Source organism: Pseudomonas sp. St29 (assembly GCF_001547915.1).
Taxonomy (GTDB): domain Bacteria; phylum Pseudomonadota; class Gammaproteobacteria; order Pseudomonadales; family Pseudomonadaceae; genus Aquipseudomonas.
In genome coordinates this window covers 1,281,021-1,298,053 of sequence record NZ_AP014628.1, presented here as the reverse complement: position 1 = coordinate 1,298,053, position 17,033 = coordinate 1,281,021, and the positions used below count along the sequence as shown (strand labels likewise).

Below are 17,033 nucleotides of genomic sequence, written 5' to 3'. Positions count from 1 at the left end.
TAGAAGCGGTACGTCAGTTCCAACCAGACAATAAAAAGCCGCCTGTCAAAGGCGGCTTCATATTCACGACATTCAGGCTTGCGGCCGCATGTGTGGGAACAGGATCACGTCGCGGATCGACGGCGAGTTGGTCAGCAGCATCACCAGGCGGTCGATACCGATACCTTCACCGGCGGTGGGCGGCATGCCGTATTCCAGGGCACGAACGAAGTCGGCGTCGTAGTGCATGGCTTCGTCGTCGCCGGCGTCCTTGTCCGCCACCTGGGCCATGAAGCGCTCGGCCTGGTCTTCCGCGTCATTGAGCTCGGAGTAGGCGTTGGCGATTTCGCGGCCGCCGATGAACAGCTCGAAGCGGTCGGTGACGTTGGGGTTGTCGTCGTTGCGGCGAGCCAGCGGCGACACTTCGAACGGGTACTGGGTGATGAAGTGCGGCTGTTCCAGCTTGTGCTCCACCAGCTCTTCGAAAATCATCACCTGCAGCTTGCCCAGGCCTTCGAAGCCCAGCACCTTGGCCCCGGCCTTCTTGGCGATGGCACGCGCCTTGTCGATGTCGTTCAGGTCGTCGGCGGTCAGCTCGGGGTTGTACTTGAGGATCGAGTCGAATACCGACAGACGGGCGAACGGCTCGCCGAAGTGGAACACCTTGTCGCCATACGGCACGTCGGTGCTGCCCAGCACCAGCTGCGCCAGTTCACGGAACAACTCTTCGGTCAGGTCCATGTTGTCTTCGTAGTCGGCGTAGGCCTGGTAGAACTCCAACATGGTGAATTCAGGGTTGTGCCGGGTCGAAACGCCTTCGTTACGGAAGTTGCGGTTGATCTCGAACACCTTCTCGAAACCACCGACCACCAGGCGCTTGAGGTACAGCTCGGGGGCGATACGCAGGAACATTTCCATGTCCAGGGCGTTGTGGTGGGTTTCGAACGGCTTGGCCGCGGCGCCGCCAGGAATGGTCTGCAGCATCGGCGTTTCGACTTCGAGGAAGTCGCGCTTCATCAGGAAGCTGCGGATGTGCGCGATCACTTGCGAACGTACGCGGAAGGTCTGGCGCACGTCTTCGTTGACGATCAGGTCAACGTAGCGCTGGCGGTAGCGCTGCTCGGTGTCGGTCAGGCCGTGGTGCTTGTCCGGCAGCGGGCGCAGGGATTTGGTCAGCAGGCGCACCTGGGTCATTTCAACGTACAGGTCGCCCTTGCCGGAACGGGCCAGGGTGCCTTCGGCGGCAATGATGTCGCCCATGTCCCAGGTTTTCACCGCGGCCAGGGTCTCTTCGGACAGGGTCTTGCGGTTGACGTAGACCTGGATGCGCCCGGTCATGTCCTGGATCACCATGAACGAGCCACGGTTGAGCATGATGCGACCGGCAACCTTGACCGGGATTGCAGCCTCCGCCAGCTCTTCCTTGGTCTTGTCGGCGTACTGCTTCTGCAGGTCCTGGCAGTAGTTTTCGCGGCGGAAGTCGTTCGGGAAGGCATTGCCCTTGGCGCGCTCGGCAGCAAGCTTTTCCTTGCGCAGGGCGATCAGGGAGTTCTCTTCCTGTTGCAGGGCTTGCGGGTCGAGTTGTTGGTCGCTCATGTCTTTAGATATTCCATCAGGTTCGTTGCCCCCGGGCCTTGCGGCCCGGGGATCGCCAGCAGAGCTGGCTCCTACAGGGATCGCGTTGAATCAGCCGATCCTGTATCGCGTCTTTTTACAGGCCGGATTTCAGGCTGGCTTCCAGGTATTCGTCGATGTCGCCGTCGAGCACCTTGTCGCAGTCGCTGCGTTCGATGTTGGTGCGCAGGTCCTTGATCCGCGACGCGTCGAGCACGTACGAACGAATCTGATGACCCCAGCCGATGTCCGACTTGGTGTCTTCCAGGGCCTGGGAAGCCGCGTTGCGCTTCTGCATTTCCTGCTCGTACAACTTGGCCCGCAGCATTTTCATGGCGGTGTCCTTGTTGGCGTGCTGGGAACGTTCGTTCTGGCAGCTGACCACGGTGTTGGTCGGTACGTGGGTGATACGCACGGCCGAGTCGGTGGTGTTTACGTGCTGACCACCGGCACCGGAGGAACGATAGGTATCAATCCGCAGGTCGGCCGGGTTGATTTCGATTTCCACCTTATCGTCGATCTCTGGCGAAACGAACACTGCCGAGAACGAAGTGTGGCGACGGTTGCCGGAGTCGAACGGGCTCTTGCGCACCAGGCGGTGTACACCGATCTCGGTACGCAGCCAGCCAAAGGCGTATTCGCCCTTGATGTGCACGGTCGCGCCCTTGATCCCGGCCACTTCACCGGCGGACAGCTCCATGATGGTGGCGTCGAAACCGCGCTTGTCGGCCCAGCGCAGGTACATGCGCAGCAGGATGTTGGCCCAGTCCTGGGCCTCGGTGCCGCCGGAGCCGGCCTGGATGTCCAGGTAGGCGTTGTTCGGGTCCATTTCGTGGCTGAACATGCGGCGGAATTCTAGCTTGGCGAGGTTTTCCTCGAGACGGGCCAGCTCGGCGACGACATCGCCCACCGCGCCTTCGTCGTTTTCTTCGACCGCCATGTCCAGCAGGTCGCGGCAATCGGCCAGGCCGCCATTCAGCTCGTCCAGGGTCTCGACGATCTGCGCCAGGGCAGCGCGCTCGCGCCCCAGTTCCTGGGCGTATTCGGGTTTGTTCCAGACACTCGGATCTTCAAGCTCGCGATTGACCTCGGTCAGACGCTCATGCTTTTGATCGTAGTCAAAGATACCCCCGAATAGTTTCGGAGCGCTCGGACAGGTCCTTGATGGTGTTCAGGATCGGGTTGATTTCCATGGGGGGCGGCACTCGTTGGCGAACTTTTGAAAGCCGGCGATTATAACGGAATCACCGAATCACGGCAGCCCGCTTAGCGGCTTTAGCGGCCAATCGGCCATCTAATTTCAGCGACAGCCCCACTGAAATCCGAGTGCACACTGAATTTCATTGCCCTCACTGACCTGCAAGCCCTGTCCGGCAAGTCACATCGCCTTCGATACTCACAGGCCGCGACGTAAAATCACGGCGCCCTTGAGACCGGCCGGCGCAATACAATGCCGCCTGAAATGACACGCAAGCAGTAGGCTCATGGGACGCACACTCAACAACGCCGAAATAGAAGAGATCCAGCGCAGGGAGCGGCGAAACGGGAGAGGCGTCCAGACGTTTTTCGCCGCGCTCTTCAGCGCACTGGCCTTTATGCCATTGATGGGAATCTGGCTGATGGTCTCACCGGCGCTGGCCTGCGCCCTGGTCGTGCCCTGGCTGATCTTTTTGTGGTGGTGGATCTACTACCGCACAAGAATGCTGGTGGATGAGGTCGGTGAGCGAACCCAATGGCTGCAGGCCAGGTTCAGCTGTCGCTGGGTCCACGTCCATAGGGGCGGCTACATGGACTACCGCTTTGGCGACTACCCGATCGCCCCTGGCAACCTGCTGAACAACTGGTTCATCGACAAGACACTCAACACCTACACCACCTATCGCATCGAAGCGGTAAAGCTCACTTGTCGGCACACCGCGAGCCACAGCTACTACCTGTTCAGGGACACCCTGGTGGAGGTCGCACAGGATCAGGCGCCGGCCACGCCAATGGCTGACGCCTAGAGCGCACGCCCAACCCGCCTACTCGATCCCGACCTGATTGCGGCCATTGTTTTTCGCCAGGTACAACCCCTTGTCCGCCGCCGAAATCAACTGCCGGCAATGGCTGTTGGGCTGCGGGGTAATGGTGGAAAGTCCGATGCTGATGGTCAGGCTGGAGCCTTCCACGGGGGCGTTATGGGGAATCTTCAGGGCTTCGACGGTCTGGCGCAGCTTCTCGGCCACCAGCCGCGCCCCGCCCGGTGAAGTGTTGGGCAGTACCAGCACGAACTCCTCGCCGCCATAGCGCGCCGGCAGGTCCGACGGCCGGCTGCTGGCCTCGCGAATCGCCGTGGCCACTTTACGCAGGGCTTCATCGCCCTCCAGGTGGCCAAAGGTGTCGTTGTAGATCTTGAAGTAGTCGACGTCGATCATCAGCAATGACAACTGACTCTGCTCGCGCATCGCCCGGCGCCACTCCAGCTCCAGGTATTCGTCGAAGTGCCGGCGGTTGGACAGCCCGGTCAGGCCGTCGGAGTTCATCAGCCGCTGCAGCACCAGGTTGGTGTCCAGCAACTGCTGCTGACTGACCCGCAGCGCCCGGTAGGCGGCGTCACGTTGCAGCAGGGTCATGTAGGAGCGCGAGTGGTAGCGGATCCGCGCCACCAGCTCGATGTTGTCCGGCAGCTTGACCAGGTAGTCATTGGCCCCGGCGGCAAAGGCCGCGCTCTTGATCAGCGGGTCTTCCTTGGTCGAGAGCACGATGATCGGGATGTTCTGGGTCGCCGGGTGGTTGCGGTACTCGCGCACCAGGGTCAGGCCGTCCAGCCCCGGCATCACCAGGTCCTGGAGGATCACCGTGGGCTTGATGCGGATCGCCTGGGCAATGGCCTGGTGCGGATCGGCGCAGAAGTGGAAGTCGATGTTTTCTTCATTCGCCAACCCACGCCGAACCGCTTCGCCGATCATGGCCTGGTCGTCCACCAGCAACACCATGGCGGCATTTTCGTCGGTCTTGAATTCGTCGAGCTGTAAATCATTCATGGGTTGTCACCTGAGTTGCTACCTGGCCAGGACAGCTGCGTTTATCAGTCATTTGGCAAATATCTCCAGCAAACGTGGAGCGATCTTGTCCAGTGGGCGAATCTCTGTGGCGGCACCGATGGCAGCGGCCGCCTTGGGCATGCCATACACCGCGCTACTGTTCTGGTCCTGCGCGATGGTCAGGAATCCCTGGTCGCGCATCAGCTTCAAGCCCTGGGCTCCGTCACGGCCCATGCCGGTCAGCAGCACCCCCACCGCATCGCCATTCCAGTAGCTGGCGACGCTTTCGAAGAACACGTCGATGGAGGGCCGGTAGATCTCGTTCACCGGCTCGGCGGTGTAGGCCAGGGTGCCGTTCTTCAGCAAACGGATGTGGTGGTTGGTGCCCGCCAGCAATACCGTGCCACTTTGCGGCGGCTCGCCCTCCCGGGCCAGGCGCACCTGCAGGCCGGAGGCGCTGCTGAGCCACTCGGCCATGCCGGCGGCAAACACCTGATCGACATGCTGGACCAGCACGATGGCGGCGGGAAAGTCCTTTGGCAAGGCTTTGAGCAGCACCTCCAGAGCGGCCGGGCCTCCGGCGGAGGAGCCAATGGCCACCAGCCCCTGCCGGGGAGCGCCGCTGCGCAAGGGCACCGGCGCCGAACGGACCCGGCTGCCACGCTGGCCGATCAGCCAGCCGATATTGAGGATCTTGCGCAGCAGCGGCGCCGCCGCTTCCTGGGCATTGCCGGCCCCCAGGGCCGGGGTATCGACCACGTCCAGCGCGCCGTGGCCCATGGCCTCGAACACTCTGTGGACATTCTGCTGGCGATCGACGGTGACGATCACGATGGCGCACGGCGACTCGGCCATGATCCGCCGCGTGGCCTCGACGCCGTCCATCACCGGCATGATCAGGTCCATGAGAATCAGGTCCGGGGTCAGCTCGGCGCAGTACTTCACCGCGTCGGCGCCATTGGTGGCGACCCACACCACTTCATGGCTGGGGTCGAAGGCCAGCGCCCGGCGCAGGGCCTCCACCGCCATGGGCATGTCGTTGACGATGGCGATCTTCATGCCCGCGCGCCTCCAATCAGTTCCACCACCGCGTCCAGCAGCGCGTCGTCATGGAAACTGGCCTTGGCAAGATAGTAGTCGGCGCCGGCATCCAGGCCACGGCGCCGGTCCTCCTCACGATCCTTGTAGGACACCACCATCACCGGCAGGGACTGCAGGCGATTATCGCGACGCAAGAGTGTGACCAATTCAATTCCGTCCATTCGCGGCATGTCGATATCGGTGATCAGCAAGTCGAAACTTTCCGAACGCAAGGCATTCCAGCCGTCCATGCCATCCACCGCCACGGCCACATCGTAGCCGCGGTTGATCAGCAGCTTGCGTTGCAACTCACGCACCGTCAGTGAGTCGTCGACCACCAGAATACGCTTGCGCGCGGCCTGTGCGTGCAACGAATGATTGCCCGCGATGCGCTCCAGGCGTCCGGTATTGAGCAGCTTGTCCACCGAACGCAGCATGTCCTCGACATCCACGATCAGCGCCACCCGGCCATCATCGAGCAGGGCTCCGGCGGAAATATCCTGAATCTTGCCCAGGCGGTCGTCCAGGGGCAGCACCACCAGAGTGCGCTCGCCGATAAAGCGCTCCACGGCGATCCCGTACACCGAGTCACGCTCACGGATCACCACCACCTTGAGGGTTGGCGCGCTGCTCGGGGTCGCCGGGCGCTGCAACAGCTGGCTGGCCGCCACCAGGCCGACATGCCGCCCCTCGTGCCAGAAATGCTGACGCCCTTCGACCTGGACGATCTCCTCCGGCTGCAGATCGCACATGCGCTCGATGTGAGCCAGAGGAAAGGCATAGGCCTCGTCGCCGACTTCCACCACCAGACTGCGCACCACCGACAGGGTCAGCGGCACCTCCAGGTGGAAGCGACTGCCCTGGCCGCTGGTCTGCTCCAGCAACACCGCCCCGCGCAACTGCCGGACCATGTGTTGCACCGCATCCAGGCCGACGCCGCGCCCGGACACTTCGGTGACCTTGTCCCGCAGGCTGAAGCCGGGCAGGAACAGGAACGTCAGCAATTCTTCCTCGCTGAGCTGGGCGGCCGTCTGCGCCGGCGACAGCTGGCGCTCGACGATGCTCTGGCGCAGACGCTCAAGGTCCACGCCGTTGCCGTCGTCGCCCAACTCCAGCACCAGCAGGCCGGCCTGGTGCGAGGCCCGCAGGCGGATCACCCCTTCTGCCGGCTTGCCCGCCAGCAAGCGCTGCTCGGGCAATTCGATGCCATGGTCGACGGCGTTGCGCAGCAAGTGGGTCAGCGGCGCTTCGAGTTTCTCCAGCACGTCGCGATCGACCTGGGTCTTCTCACCCTCGATCTCCAGGCGCACCTGCTTGCCCAGGCTGCGCCCCAGATCACGGACCATGCGCGCCTGGCCGCTGAGCACATCGGCAAACGGCCGCATGCGACAGGCCAGGGCCGTGTCATACAGCACCTGGGCCCGCTGGCTGGCCTGCCAGCCGAACTCATCGAGTTCGGCGGTCTTCTGCGCCAGCAGTTGCTGGGATTCGGCCAGCAGCCGCCGCGCATCCTCCAGGGCTTCCTGGGCCTCCAGGCTGAGGCTGTGTTCCTTGAGGTGCAGGTTGAGGTTTTCCAGGGCCGCCAGGCTGTTGCTCTGGATCCGCTTGAGACGCTGCATAGTGGCCAGGTAGGGCTTGAGCCGCTGGGTTTCCACCAGGGACTTGCTCGACAGGTCCAACAGGCTGTTGAGGCGTTCGGCGGTGACCCGCAGCACCCGCTCGCCGCCTTCGGTCACGCGCCGGCCCGGACGCGCCGCACTCACGCTCGATTCCACCGCTGGCTCATTCGGCAACGCCAGGGATTCGGGCTCGCTCAACGCCTCCGGCATGGCGTCGACCGGCTCCGCCACGGCGGGCATGGGCAAGGGCGCATCCGGCGTCGCCGGCCCATGGCTCAGCAGGTGCTCCATCAGCGCCACGTAGGCCAGCACGTCCGGGGCGGCCAGTTCGGCGCCTCCGGGCGTGGCGATGCGCATCAACAGGTCGGTGCCCTGCAACAGCGCATCGATGTGTTCGGGCTGCAGGTAGAGTCGCCCTTCCTGGGCACTGACCAGGCAATCCTCCATCACGTGGGCGACGCTGACCCCGGCATCCACCCCGACAATCCGTGCCGCACCCTTGAGGGAATGGGCCGCGCGCATGCAGGCTTCCAACTGGTCGGCCTGGGTCGGATTGCGTTCCAGCGCCAGCAGTCCGGCACTGAGCACCTGGGTCTGGGCCTCGGCTTCCAGGCTGAACAGCTCCAGCAGCGAGGCATCGCGCATTTGATCGGGGGTCATGTCAGGCTCCGGGTCACGGCCAAGAGCAACTGCTCTTCATCCAGCAAGCGCAGGCTGCGGCCCTGCCATTGCAACACGCCACGGGTGTACTTGGCATTGGCCTGCTCGCCGGACAGCGACGCGCCATCGAGAATGCGCTCGTCAATGGCATGGATACCGTCCACCTCATCCACCGGCACCACCACCGGGCCACCCTCGGCACCGATGATCAGCATCCGCGGCATGATCCGCGCCGAAGGGGCGGCGCCGGCTGGCGCGCCATCGAGCCCCAGCAGTTCGCTCAACGACAGGCAGGCCACCAGCGCCCCGCGCACATTGGCCACCCCCAGCAGCGCCCGCGAACGCTGGTGGGGCAAGGAGTGGATCGCCTGCAGCGGCGCCACTTCCAGCAGGCAGCGGGTGGCCAGCCCCAGCCACTCCTCGCCCAGACGCAAGATCAGCAGCGAGCGGGTGACCACATCGCTGTCGGGCGAAAGGGCCACCGATTGCTCGCGGTCCTCCTGGCGCAGCGAATAGCGATCCAGCAGGCGCGTGGCCGCGGCGGAGTACACCGAACAGTTGCGGCAATGAATGTGCTCGGCCAGCAACGGGCAGGACTTGTTGCCGTGGATACCGATGCGGTTCCAGCAATCGTCGATGGCCTGGGCATCGTCACGGGTCAGGTCCAATGAGAGGGAATGGCTCATCGTTTCAACTCACTGTCGGCAGCGCGGGTGCTGCGCACAGCCCGCGCCTGCAATCGTTGGGCACCGGCGACATCGCCCTGGGACGCCAGCAGCGCCGCCAGGTGCGCCAGGGCCTCGGGGTGCTGGGGCGCCAGGTACAGGGCCTTGCGGTAAAAGCCCTGGGCCTCCATGGCGTTGCCGGCCACGTCACTGAGCAGCCCCAACCAGTAGAACACCTGGGCCACCGGCTCATGCTGCTGCAGGTAGCGCTCACAGGCGGCACGGGCCTCGGCACTCTTGCCCTCGTTGGCCAGGGCGGCAATGGTGGCCAACAGGCTCGCCGCATCGCTGGGCGGCGCGCTGTCCAGCGCTGGAGCCGGCACCGGAACCGCCCGGGTGGCAAAGGGCCGCGGCCGCGGCGCCGGGGCTGCCGGGGTCAGCGGATGACGCGGCCGCAACGGCAGGGACAGCGGCTGCGGCAAGGTCAACGGCAGCGGCGCCGGTTCCGGCTCCTGGTGCCGACTGAAGGCAAAGGACTGGGGAATGCCGATCGAACGCATGCCCAGGCGCCCCAGCAGACTGCCCTCGGCGGGGCCGATAAACAGCACGCCTTCTTCATGGGTCAGGCGCTTGAGCACCTCGAACACCTGACGCTGGGTTGGCTGGTCGAAATAGATCAGCAGGTTGCGACAGAAGACAAAGTCGAAAGGCGGCTCTGCGGCCAGCAATCCGGGGTCCAGGACATTGCCCACCTGCAGCCGCACCTGCTCGCGCACCCGCTCGCTGAGGCAATAACGATCGCCCTCGACATGAAAGTGCCGCTCACGAAACTCGGTGTGCTGGCCGCGAAAGGAGTTCTTGCCATAGCTGGCGCCCCGGGCCCGCTCCACCGACAGCGGGCTGACATCCAGGCCGTCGACCTTGAATTGATGAGGCGCCAGGCCACCGTCGAGCAGGGCCATGGCGATCGAATAGGGCTCTTCACCGGTGGAGCACGGCAGGCTCAGCAGGCGCAGGGCGCGCATGCCCTTGATCTGCCCCAGGCGGGCCTTGGCCAGCTTGACCAGGGTGGCGAAGGATTCCGGGTAGCGGAAAAACCAGGTTTCCGGAACGATCACCGCCTCGATCAGGGCCTGCTGCTCCTCCCGGGAGCCCTGCAGCTTCTGCCAGTATTCGTCGCTGCTGTGGACGTACAGGGCATTGCAGCGCTGGCGCACCGCGCGCTCGATGATCGCCGGGCCGACCGACGCTACGTCCAGGCCGATGCGCTCCTTGAGAAAATCGAAAAACCGTTGCTCGTCACTCATCGAGGCTCCTCAAGCGACGCCGGGTCCAGGGGCTCCTCGGGAAACAGCAGCTCACGCACCTCGGCCGCCAGCAAGTCGTCGACCCGCACCCATTGCAGCAGCCCCAGGTCATCCTCACGCACCGGCCCCAGGTAAGGGGCCTGGCGGTTGTCCAGGCCATAGGGCTGGAATTCCCGGGGATCGCAGCGCAGGGTGTCATTGGCCTGCTCCAGCAGCAGCCCCAGCACCCGCGGCGGCCGCTCGGCATCGCTGCGGTAGTGCACCAGCACCAGCCGGGTACTGGTGCGCAATTGTGCGGGGCGGCCGAAGGTCAGCTCGCACAGGTCGATGACCGGCACCACCACCCCGCGGTAGGCAAACACCCCGGCGACCCAGGACGGCGCCCGGGCAATGGGCTTGAGCTGCAGGCGCGGCAGCACCTCCACCACATCCACGGCCCGCAGGGCGTAGCGCTCCTGACCGATGCGAAACATCAGGAACAGAGCGCTTTTCGCCCCCGCAGCGCCACTGCGCTTGTGCGCCAGTTCGTCCATCAGACTTTGAAACGCGAGACGCCGCTGCGCAGGCCCACCGCGACCTGGCTCAGCTCGTCGATGGCGAAGCTGGCCTGACGCAGGGACTCGACGGTCTGGCTGCTGGCATCGCCCAATTGCACCAGGGCGTGATTGATCTGCTCGGCGCCGGTGGCCTGGGCCTGCATGCCTTCGTTGACCATCAGCACCCGCGGCGCCAGGGCCTGGACCTGATGGATGATCTGCGACAGCTGCTCGCCCACCTGCTGCACTTCGGCCATGCCGCGACGCACTTCCTCGGAGAACTTGTCCATGCCCATGACCCCCGCCGACACTGCCGACTGGATCTCGCGGACCATCTGCTCGATGTCGTAGGTGGCGACGGCGGTCTGGTCCGCCAGGCGGCGCACTTCGGTGGCCACCACGGCAAAGCCGCGGCCGTATTCGCCGGCTTTTTCCGCCTCGATGGCGGCGTTGAGCGACAACAGGTTGGTCTGGTCGGCCACCTTGACGATGGTCACCACCACCTGGTTGATGTTGCCGGCCTTCTCGTTGAGGATCGCCAGCTTGGCGTTCACCAGGTCCGCGGCGCCCATCACCGAGTGCATGGTGTCTTCCATCCGCGCCAGGCCCTGCTGGCCCGAGCCGGCGAGCACCGAGGCCTGATCGGCGGCGCTGGAGACTTCCGTCATGGTGCGCACCAGATCCCGGGAGGTCGCGGCGATCTCCCGCGAAGTGGCGCCGATTTCCGTGGTAGTGGCCGCGGTTTCGGTGGCGGTGGCCTGTTGCTGCTTGGACGTGGCGGCAATTTCGGTCACCGAGGTGGTCACCTGCACCGACGAGCGCTGGGCCTGGGACACCAGGGCGGTGAGCTCGGTCATCATGTCGTTGAAGCCGGTTTCCACGGCGCCGAACTCGTCCTTGCGGTCCAGGTTCAGGCGGCCGCTCAGATCGCCGGTGCGCATGACATCAAGAATGCTCACGATGCGGTTCATCGGCGCCATGATCGCCCGCATCAGCAGCAGGCCACACAGACCGGCGGCAAGAATGGCCACCAGCAAGGACACGCCCATGCTGACCTTGGCCGTCGCCACGGCCTCGTCGATGGCGTCGCTGGCGGCGTCGGCCACGGCCTTGTTCTCGCTGATGATGTCATTGAGCTTCATCCGCCCGGCAATCCAGGCTGGGGTCAGTTGCTCATTGAACAGGCGAATCGCCTCGGCTTCCTGGCGCTTCTGATGCAAGTCGAGCACCGCGGCCTGGATGCGGTTGAACTCCTGGTGGTCTTTCTCGAAGGCATCGAACTCGGTCTGATCCTCGCGACTGTTGAGGGTCTGCTTGTAGTTGCCCATCTGGGTCTGCAGGCGCTCTTCGAATACCTTGAAGTCGGCCTTGTCTTCGGAACTGATGTCCTGATTCTGCTTGAGGCCAATGATCTCCTGGGTCTGCAGGTAGGTATCGACCCAGGCGCTGCGGATCATCGAACTGTAATAGACCCCGGGGATCGCATCGTCACGCATGCTGTTTTCACCGGCTTCGATCTTCAACAGGCGCGAGTACGAGACGACGACCATCAGCAGCATGATGGCGATAATCACCGCAAAGCTCGCCAAAATGCGTTGGCGCAACGTCCAGTTCTTCACAGTCAGTCCTCGGGGCCATTCAAAAATGGAGGGAGTATAGCCGAGGACGATCGCGGTTTTACGGGTGGTTTAACGACACAGGCAGCACTTTGGGCAAATTTGCGCGCCCGCTCTGGCTCGCGCTTTAGCGGGCTTTTTCCGCCCCTGAAGGCATATCGGCAAATCCCTCGGGCAGAACCGCCATCCATGGCAAAGGGGGCCCGTGCAGGTCAGTGAGCGTTCTGGCGCACCTGGTTTTCCAGTTCGGCCTTGAGCCCCACTGGCAGTTGCAGTTGGCGCGCCAGTTCATCCAGGTAGGCCTTCTCCATGAAGTGTTCTTCATCCACCAGCATCACGCTGGCCAGGTACATCTCGGCGGCCATTTCCGGGGTGCTGGCGGCGCGGGCCACGTCCGCTGGGTCCAGCGGCTTGTGCAACTCGCTGTGCAGCCACTGCTGCAGCTGCGGGTCGTTGTCCAGCTTGCGCAACTGGTCCTCGATCAGCGCCCGCTCGCGCTCGTCGACATGGCCGTCGGCCTTGGCCGCCGCCACCAGGGCCTTGAGGATCGCCTGGCTGTGCTGCTCGACCTGTTGCGCCGGCAACCGGTCGAGGGTCCGCGGCTCATTGGCCGGGGCCGTGCCCTGTTGCGCCTGCCAGTTGCCGTAGGCCTTGTAGGCCAGCACGCCGAGGGCCGCGAGGCCGCCATAGGTCAGAGCCTTGCCGCCGAACTTGCGGGCCTTCTTGTTGCCCAGCAGCAAGCCCATGGCCCCGGCTGCCAGGGCCCCGCCGCCAGCGCCGCCGAGCAGTCCGCCAAGACCGCCGGACTTGCCCCCGAGCAAATCGCCAAGGCCGCCCTGGCGGGCCTTGCCGCGCTCGCCGGACGCGGTGCCGGCCTGGTTCTGCAACAGCTCCTGGCCGGACCTGAGTAATTGATCGAGCAATCCACGGGTGTTCATCTGCCGCCTCCGCAAAGTCAGTGTCGTGTCGACACATCAGGCCGCAAGCCTAGAGAGAAGTGCCGAGGCTCAGGGGACGATAGTGCTTCTGAATGTTGCTTTCACCGGATCAGGGAAAGGTGCTAAACAAGGCATCGGTTTTACCAATACAGCGCCCAATACTTCTAAAAAGCCGCCCGGTAGCCCCGCCATGATGACCTTGCGCCAGATCCGTCACTTTATCGCCGTGGCCGAAACCGGCTCGATCTCCGCCGCCGCCCAGGCGGTGTTCATTTCCCAGTCGACCCTGACCCTGGCCATCCAGCAACTGGAGCAGGAAATCGGCGTCAACCTGTTCAGCCGCCATGCCAAGGGCATGACCCTGACCCATCAGGGGCACCAGTTCATGCGTCAGGCGCACCTGATCCTGGCCACGGTGGACAACGCCAAGCGCAGCCTGCAACAGAACAGCGACCCGGTGGCCGGACAGTTGACCGTGGGGGTGACCAGCCTGGTGGCCGGCTATTACCTGGCGGACCTGCTGACCCGCTTCCAGCGCGCCTACCCCAATGTCGACATCCGGGTCATGGAGGACGAACGTCCCTATATCGAACACCTGCTGGTCAGTGGCGAAATCGACGTCGGGGTGCTGATCCTGTCCAACCTCGAAGACCGCCACGCGCTGCAGACCGAAGTCCTGACCCACTCGCCGCACCGCCTCTGGCTGCCGCCCCGGCATCCCCTGCTGGAACACGACAGCATCAACCTGGCGGACGTGGCCCGGGAGCCGCTGATCCAGCTCAACGTCGATGAAATGGAGCGCAACGCCCAGCGCCTGTGGAGCACGGCCGGGCTGCAGCCACGGATCAGCCTGCGCACCGCCTCCACCGAAGCGGTGCGCAGCCTGGTGGCCGCCGGGCTCGGCCTGTCGATCCAGCCGGACATGACCTACCGCCCCTGGTCCCTGGAGGGCGACATCATCGAGGCCCGGCCCCTGGCGGACCTCAACCAGACCCTGGATGTGGGCCTGGCCTGGCGCCGGGGCACCGCGCGCCCGGCCCTGGTGGACCCTTTCCTCACCGTGGCCCGGGAGCAGCCCCCGGGCGGGCGCAAGCCATCTATTTAATCGAACGGCCCCTTCAGTATTAAGAATTTGTCGACCTCAGGCCCCGCCACTAGTCTCTGGGCATTCCCGATAAGAGCAGGCCGGGCACTCACCCCCAGGGGAGCCCCATGGCCCTAGCAGAAAAGAGAACCCGCAAAATGGCTGGCCCACAGACTCCGCTGTGCACGGCATTGCTGATCGACGGCGAACTGGTGAACGGCCAGGGTCGGGTCGAGCCGATTCTCAACCCGGCCACCGGCGAGGTGCTGACGCAGATCGCCGAAGCCAGCAGCGAGCAGGTGGAAAGCGCGATCCTCGCCGCCCACCGGGCGTTCTCCAGTTGGTCGCGGACCACCCCGCAGCAACGCTCGAACCTGCTCCTGGCGATTGCCGACAGCCTGGAAAGACAGGCCGACTACCTGGCCCGCCTGGAAGCCCTGAACTGCGGCAAGCCGCTGCACCTGGCGCGCCAGGACGACCTCGGCGCCAGCATCGACGTGTTCCGGTTCTTCGCCGGTGCGGTGCGCTGCCAGACCGGCCAGTTGAGCGGCGAGTACCTGCCCGGCTACACCAGCATGGTGCGCCGCGATCCCATCGGCGTAGTGGCCTCGATCGCGCCCTGGAACTACCCGATCATGATGGCCGCCTGGAAGATCGCCCCGGCCCTGGCGGCGGGCAACACCCTGGTGTTCAAGCCCTCGGAACACACCCCGCTGTCGATCCTGGCCCTGGCCCCGAGCCTGGCGCAGTTGCTGCCACGGGGCGTGATCAACATCGTCTGCGGTGGCGGCGAAGGGGTCGGCAGCCATCTGGTCAGCCATCCGAAGGTGCGCATGGTGTCCCTGACCGGCGACATAGTCACCGGCCAGAAAATCCTCCAGGCCGCGGCCAAAACCCTCAAGCGCACCCACCTGGAACTGGGGGGCAAGGCACCGGTGATCGTCTGCGACGATGCCGACCTGGCGGCCGTGGTCGAGGGCGTGCGCAGCTACGGCTACTACAACGCCGGCCAGGACTGCACCGCTGCTTGCCGGGTCTACGCCCAGGCCGGCATCCACGACCGCCTGGTGGCGGAGCTGGGCAGCGCCGTCAGCAGCCTGCGCTTTGCCAGCAAGCGCGACGCCGACAACGAAATCGGCCCGCTGATCAGCACCCGCCAGCGCGACCGGGTGGCCAGCTTCGTCGAGCGCGCCCTGAGCCAGCCCCACATCGAACGCATCACCGGCGCGGCGGTGCACTCCGGCGCCGGCTTCTACTACCAGCCGACCCTGCTGGCCGGCTGTCGCCAGAACGACGAGATCGTCCAGCGCGAGGTGTTCGGACCGGTGGTCACCGTCACCCGCTTCGAACAACTGGAGCAGGCCCTGGACTGGGCCAACGACTCGGAATACGGCCTGGCCTCTTCGGTCTGGACACAAAACCTGGACAAGGCCATGCAAGTGGCGGCGCGCCTGCAATACGGCTGCACCTGGATCAACAGTCATTTCATGCTGGCCAGTGAAATGCCCCACGGCGGCCTCAAGCGCTCCGGCTACGGCAAGGACCTGTCCAGCGACTCACTGCAGGACTACAGCGTGGTGCGCCACATCATGGCGCGCCACGGCAACGAGCTGGAATAACACCACTACGCTAATAACAAGCCGTCCGCGGCCGCAGCACACATCGTCAACCACTGCCCCGATCCTAATAAAAGCAGAGGCAATTCCTATGTCCGCGCACAAGACCGCAATCCTCAGTGCTCTCACCACCGCCCTGCTGGCCAGCGCCAGCCTGCAGGCCGCCGAACCGCTCAAGGCCGTGGGCCCGGGCGAAGGCCAACTGGATATCGTCGCCTGGCCGGGGTACATCGAACGGGGCGAGAGCGACAAGAATTACGACTGGGTCACCGGCTTCGAGCAGGAAACCGGCTGCAAGGTCAACGTCAAGACCGCCGCCACCTCCGACGAGATGGTCAGCCTCATGGCCAAGGGCGGCTACGACCTGGTGACCGCCTCCGGCGACGCCTCCCTGCGGTTGATTGCCGGCAAGCGGGTGCAACCGATCAACACCGCGCTGATCGCCAACTGGAAGAACCTCGACCCGCGCCTCAAGGACGGCCCCTGGTACGTGGTCGAGCACAAGACCTACGGCACCCCCTACCAATGGGGCCCCAACGTGCTGATGTACAACACCCAGGTGTTCAAGCAGGCGCCCACCAGCTGGGACGTGGTGTTCACGGCGCAGAACCTGCCGGACGGCAAACCCAACAAAGGCCGCGTCCAGGCCTATGACGGCCCGATCTACATCGCCGACGCGGCGCTGTACCTCAAGACCGCACGGCCGGAACTGGGCATCCAGAGTCCCTATGAGCTGACCGAGGCCCAGTACAAGGCGGTGCTCGATCTGCTGCGCGCCCAGCAACCGCTGATCCACCGCTACTGGCACGACACCACGGTGCAGATGAGCGACTTCAAGAACGAGGGCGTGGTGGCCTCCAGCGCCTGGCCCTATCAGGTCAATGGCCTGGTCAACGAGAAACAGCCGATCGCCTCGACCATTCCCAAGGAAGGCGCCACCGGCTGGGCCGACACCACCATGCTGCACGCCGAGGCCAAGCACCCCAACTGCGCCTACAAGTGGATGGACTGGTCGCTCAAGCCCAAGGTCCAGGGCGACGTCGCCGCCTGGTTCGGCTCGTTGCCGGCGGTGCCAGCGGCCTGCAAAGAGAGCGAGCTGCTGGGGGCCGAGGGCTGCAAGACCAACGGTTTCGATCAGTTCGACAAGATCGCCTTCTGGAAAACCCCGCAGGCCGAGGGCGGCAAGTTCGTGCCCTACAGCCGCTGGACCCAGGACTACATCGCCATCATGGGTGGCCGCTAGAACGACCTGTCCAACCAGGCCCTCGTCGACCCAGCAGTCCAGGCAGGCCGCCA

General features: G+C 64.6%; 14 protein-coding genes. 4 read left to right on the top strand and 10 right to left on the bottom strand.

The window, feature by feature from the left end; all coding sequences use genetic code 11:
• Positions 1-72 precede the first annotated feature (72 nt).
• Complete coding sequence (gene lysS / locus PST29_RS05785) at positions 73-1,575, bottom strand: lysine--tRNA ligase (RefSeq protein ID WP_060837731.1); 1,503 nt, start codon at positions 1,573-1,575, stop codon at positions 73-75.
• Between the two features lie 115 nt (positions 1,576-1,690).
• A protein-coding gene (prfB, locus tag PST29_RS05780; RefSeq protein ID WP_108544449.1) for a peptide chain release factor 2 occupies positions 1,691-2,786 on the bottom strand; the annotation gives its coding sequence in 2 pieces (ribosomal slippage) (positions 1,691-2,713 and positions 2,715-2,786; 1,095 coding nt in all).
• A 402-nt stretch (positions 2,787-3,188) separates the two neighbouring features.
• Between prfB and PST29_RS05775 the strand changes: the two genes are divergently transcribed.
• On the top strand, positions 3,189-3,596 hold the full coding sequence (locus PST29_RS05775; protein WP_232513204.1) for a hypothetical protein: 408 nt from the start codon (positions 3,189-3,191) through the stop codon (positions 3,594-3,596).
• An 18-nt stretch (positions 3,597-3,614) separates the two neighbouring features.
• Here the strand turns inward: PST29_RS05775 and PST29_RS05770 are convergent, their stop codons facing one another.
• The 8 genes from PST29_RS05770 to PST29_RS05735 form a co-directional block, all read right to left on the bottom strand.
• Complete coding sequence (locus tag PST29_RS05770; RefSeq protein ID WP_016967768.1) at positions 3,615-4,616, bottom strand: response regulator; 1,002 nt, start codon at positions 4,614-4,616, stop codon at positions 3,615-3,617.
• A gap of 48 nt (positions 4,617-4,664) precedes the next feature.
• Complete coding sequence (locus PST29_RS05765; RefSeq protein ID WP_060837729.1) at positions 4,665-5,675, bottom strand: chemotaxis response regulator protein-glutamate methylesterase; 1,011 nt, start codon at positions 5,673-5,675, stop codon at positions 4,665-4,667.
• Positions 5,672-7,975 (bottom strand): hybrid sensor histidine kinase/response regulator, encoded by a 2,304-nt coding sequence (locus PST29_RS05760; RefSeq protein WP_060842588.1) that lies wholly within the window; start codon positions 7,973-7,975, stop codon positions 5,672-5,674. Before PST29_RS05760 ends, PST29_RS05765 begins: the two co-directional genes overlap by 4 nt.
• A complete protein-coding gene (locus PST29_RS05755; protein WP_060842587.1) occupies positions 7,972-8,661 on the bottom strand; it encodes a chemotaxis protein CheW in 690 nt (229 codons plus the stop codon). Before PST29_RS05755 ends, PST29_RS05760 begins: the two co-directional genes overlap by 4 nt.
• Positions 8,658-9,947, bottom strand: coding sequence for a CheR family methyltransferase (locus PST29_RS05750; protein WP_060842586.1), 1,290 nt, complete (start codon positions 9,945-9,947; stop codon positions 8,658-8,660). Before PST29_RS05750 ends, PST29_RS05755 begins: the two co-directional genes overlap by 4 nt.
• A complete protein-coding gene (locus tag PST29_RS05745; RefSeq protein WP_060842585.1) occupies positions 9,944-10,480 on the bottom strand; it encodes a chemotaxis protein CheW in 537 nt (178 codons plus the stop codon). The genes PST29_RS05750 and PST29_RS05745 overlap by 4 nt, the downstream gene beginning before the upstream one ends.
• Positions 10,480-12,042, bottom strand: coding sequence for a methyl-accepting chemotaxis protein (locus PST29_RS05740; RefSeq protein ID WP_442966408.1), 1,563 nt, complete (start codon positions 12,040-12,042; stop codon positions 10,480-10,482). Before PST29_RS05740 ends, PST29_RS05745 begins: the two co-directional genes overlap by 1 nt.
• Positions 12,043-12,311: 269 nt before the next feature.
• Entirely contained in the window at positions 12,312-13,037 is a 726-nt protein-coding gene (locus PST29_RS05735; RefSeq protein ID WP_060842583.1) for a tellurite resistance TerB family protein, read from the bottom strand.
• A 190-nt stretch (positions 13,038-13,227) separates the two neighbouring features.
• Between PST29_RS05735 and PST29_RS05730 the strand changes: the two genes are divergently transcribed.
• The 3 genes from PST29_RS05730 (at position 13,228) to ydcS (ending at position 16,980) form a co-directional block, all read left to right on the top strand.
• Positions 13,228-14,142, top strand: a complete 915-nt coding sequence (locus tag PST29_RS05730; RefSeq protein ID WP_060842582.1) for a LysR family transcriptional regulator — start codon at positions 13,228-13,230, stop codon at positions 14,140-14,142.
• Between the two features lie 107 nt (positions 14,143-14,249).
• Positions 14,250-15,740 carry a gamma-aminobutyraldehyde dehydrogenase gene (locus PST29_RS05725; RefSeq protein WP_082729178.1) on the top strand — a complete coding sequence of 497 codons (1,491 nt, stop codon included), beginning with the start codon at positions 14,250-14,252 and terminating at the stop codon, positions 15,738-15,740.
• An 88-nt stretch (positions 15,741-15,828) separates the two neighbouring features.
• Positions 15,829-16,980, top strand: a complete 1,152-nt coding sequence (gene ydcS / locus PST29_RS05720) for a putative ABC transporter substrate-binding protein YdcS (RefSeq protein ID WP_060837720.1) — start codon at positions 15,829-15,831, stop codon at positions 16,978-16,980.
• Positions 16,981-17,033: the final 53 nt, after the last annotated feature.

Coding starts and splice junctions, on each gene's coding strand:
- PST29_RS05735 (WP_060842583.1), bottom strand. CDS start 13,037: ATGAACACCCGTGGATTGCTCGATCAATTACTCAGGTCCGGCCAGGAG.
- PST29_RS05765 (WP_060837729.1), bottom strand. CDS start 5,675: ATGAAGATCGCCATCGTCAACGACATGCCCATGGCGGTGGAGGCCCTG.
- ydcS (WP_060837720.1), top strand. CDS start 15,829: ATGTCCGCGCACAAGACCGCAATCCTCAGTGCTCTCACCACCGCCCTG.
- PST29_RS05755 (WP_060842587.1), bottom strand. CDS start 8,661: ATGAGCCATTCCCTCTCATTGGACCTGACCCGTGACGATGCCCAGGCC.
- PST29_RS05775 (WP_232513204.1), top strand. CDS start 3,189: ATGCCATTGATGGGAATCTGGCTGATGGTCTCACCGGCGCTGGCCTGC.
- PST29_RS05760 (WP_060842588.1), bottom strand. CDS start 7,975: ATGACCCCCGATCAAATGCGCGATGCCTCGCTGCTGGAGCTGTTCAGC.
- PST29_RS05745 (WP_060842585.1), bottom strand. CDS start 10,480: ATGGACGAACTGGCGCACAAGCGCAGTGGCGCTGCGGGGGCGAAAAGC.
- PST29_RS05740 (WP_442966408.1), bottom strand. CDS start 12,042: ATGCTGCTGATGGTCGTCGTCTCGTACTCGCGCCTGTTGAAGATCGAA.
- PST29_RS05725 (WP_082729178.1), top strand. CDS start 14,250: ATGGCCCTAGCAGAAAAGAGAACCCGCAAAATGGCTGGCCCACAGACT.
- PST29_RS05770 (WP_016967768.1), bottom strand. CDS start 4,616: ATGAATGATTTACAGCTCGACGAATTCAAGACCGACGAAAATGCCGCC.
- PST29_RS05730 (WP_060842582.1), top strand. CDS start 13,228: ATGATGACCTTGCGCCAGATCCGTCACTTTATCGCCGTGGCCGAAACC.
- PST29_RS05750 (WP_060842586.1), bottom strand. CDS start 9,947: ATGAGTGACGAGCAACGGTTTTTCGATTTTCTCAAGGAGCGCATCGGC.
- lysS (WP_060837731.1), bottom strand. CDS start 1,575: ATGAGCGACCAACAACTCGACCCGCAAGCCCTGCAACAGGAAGAGAAC.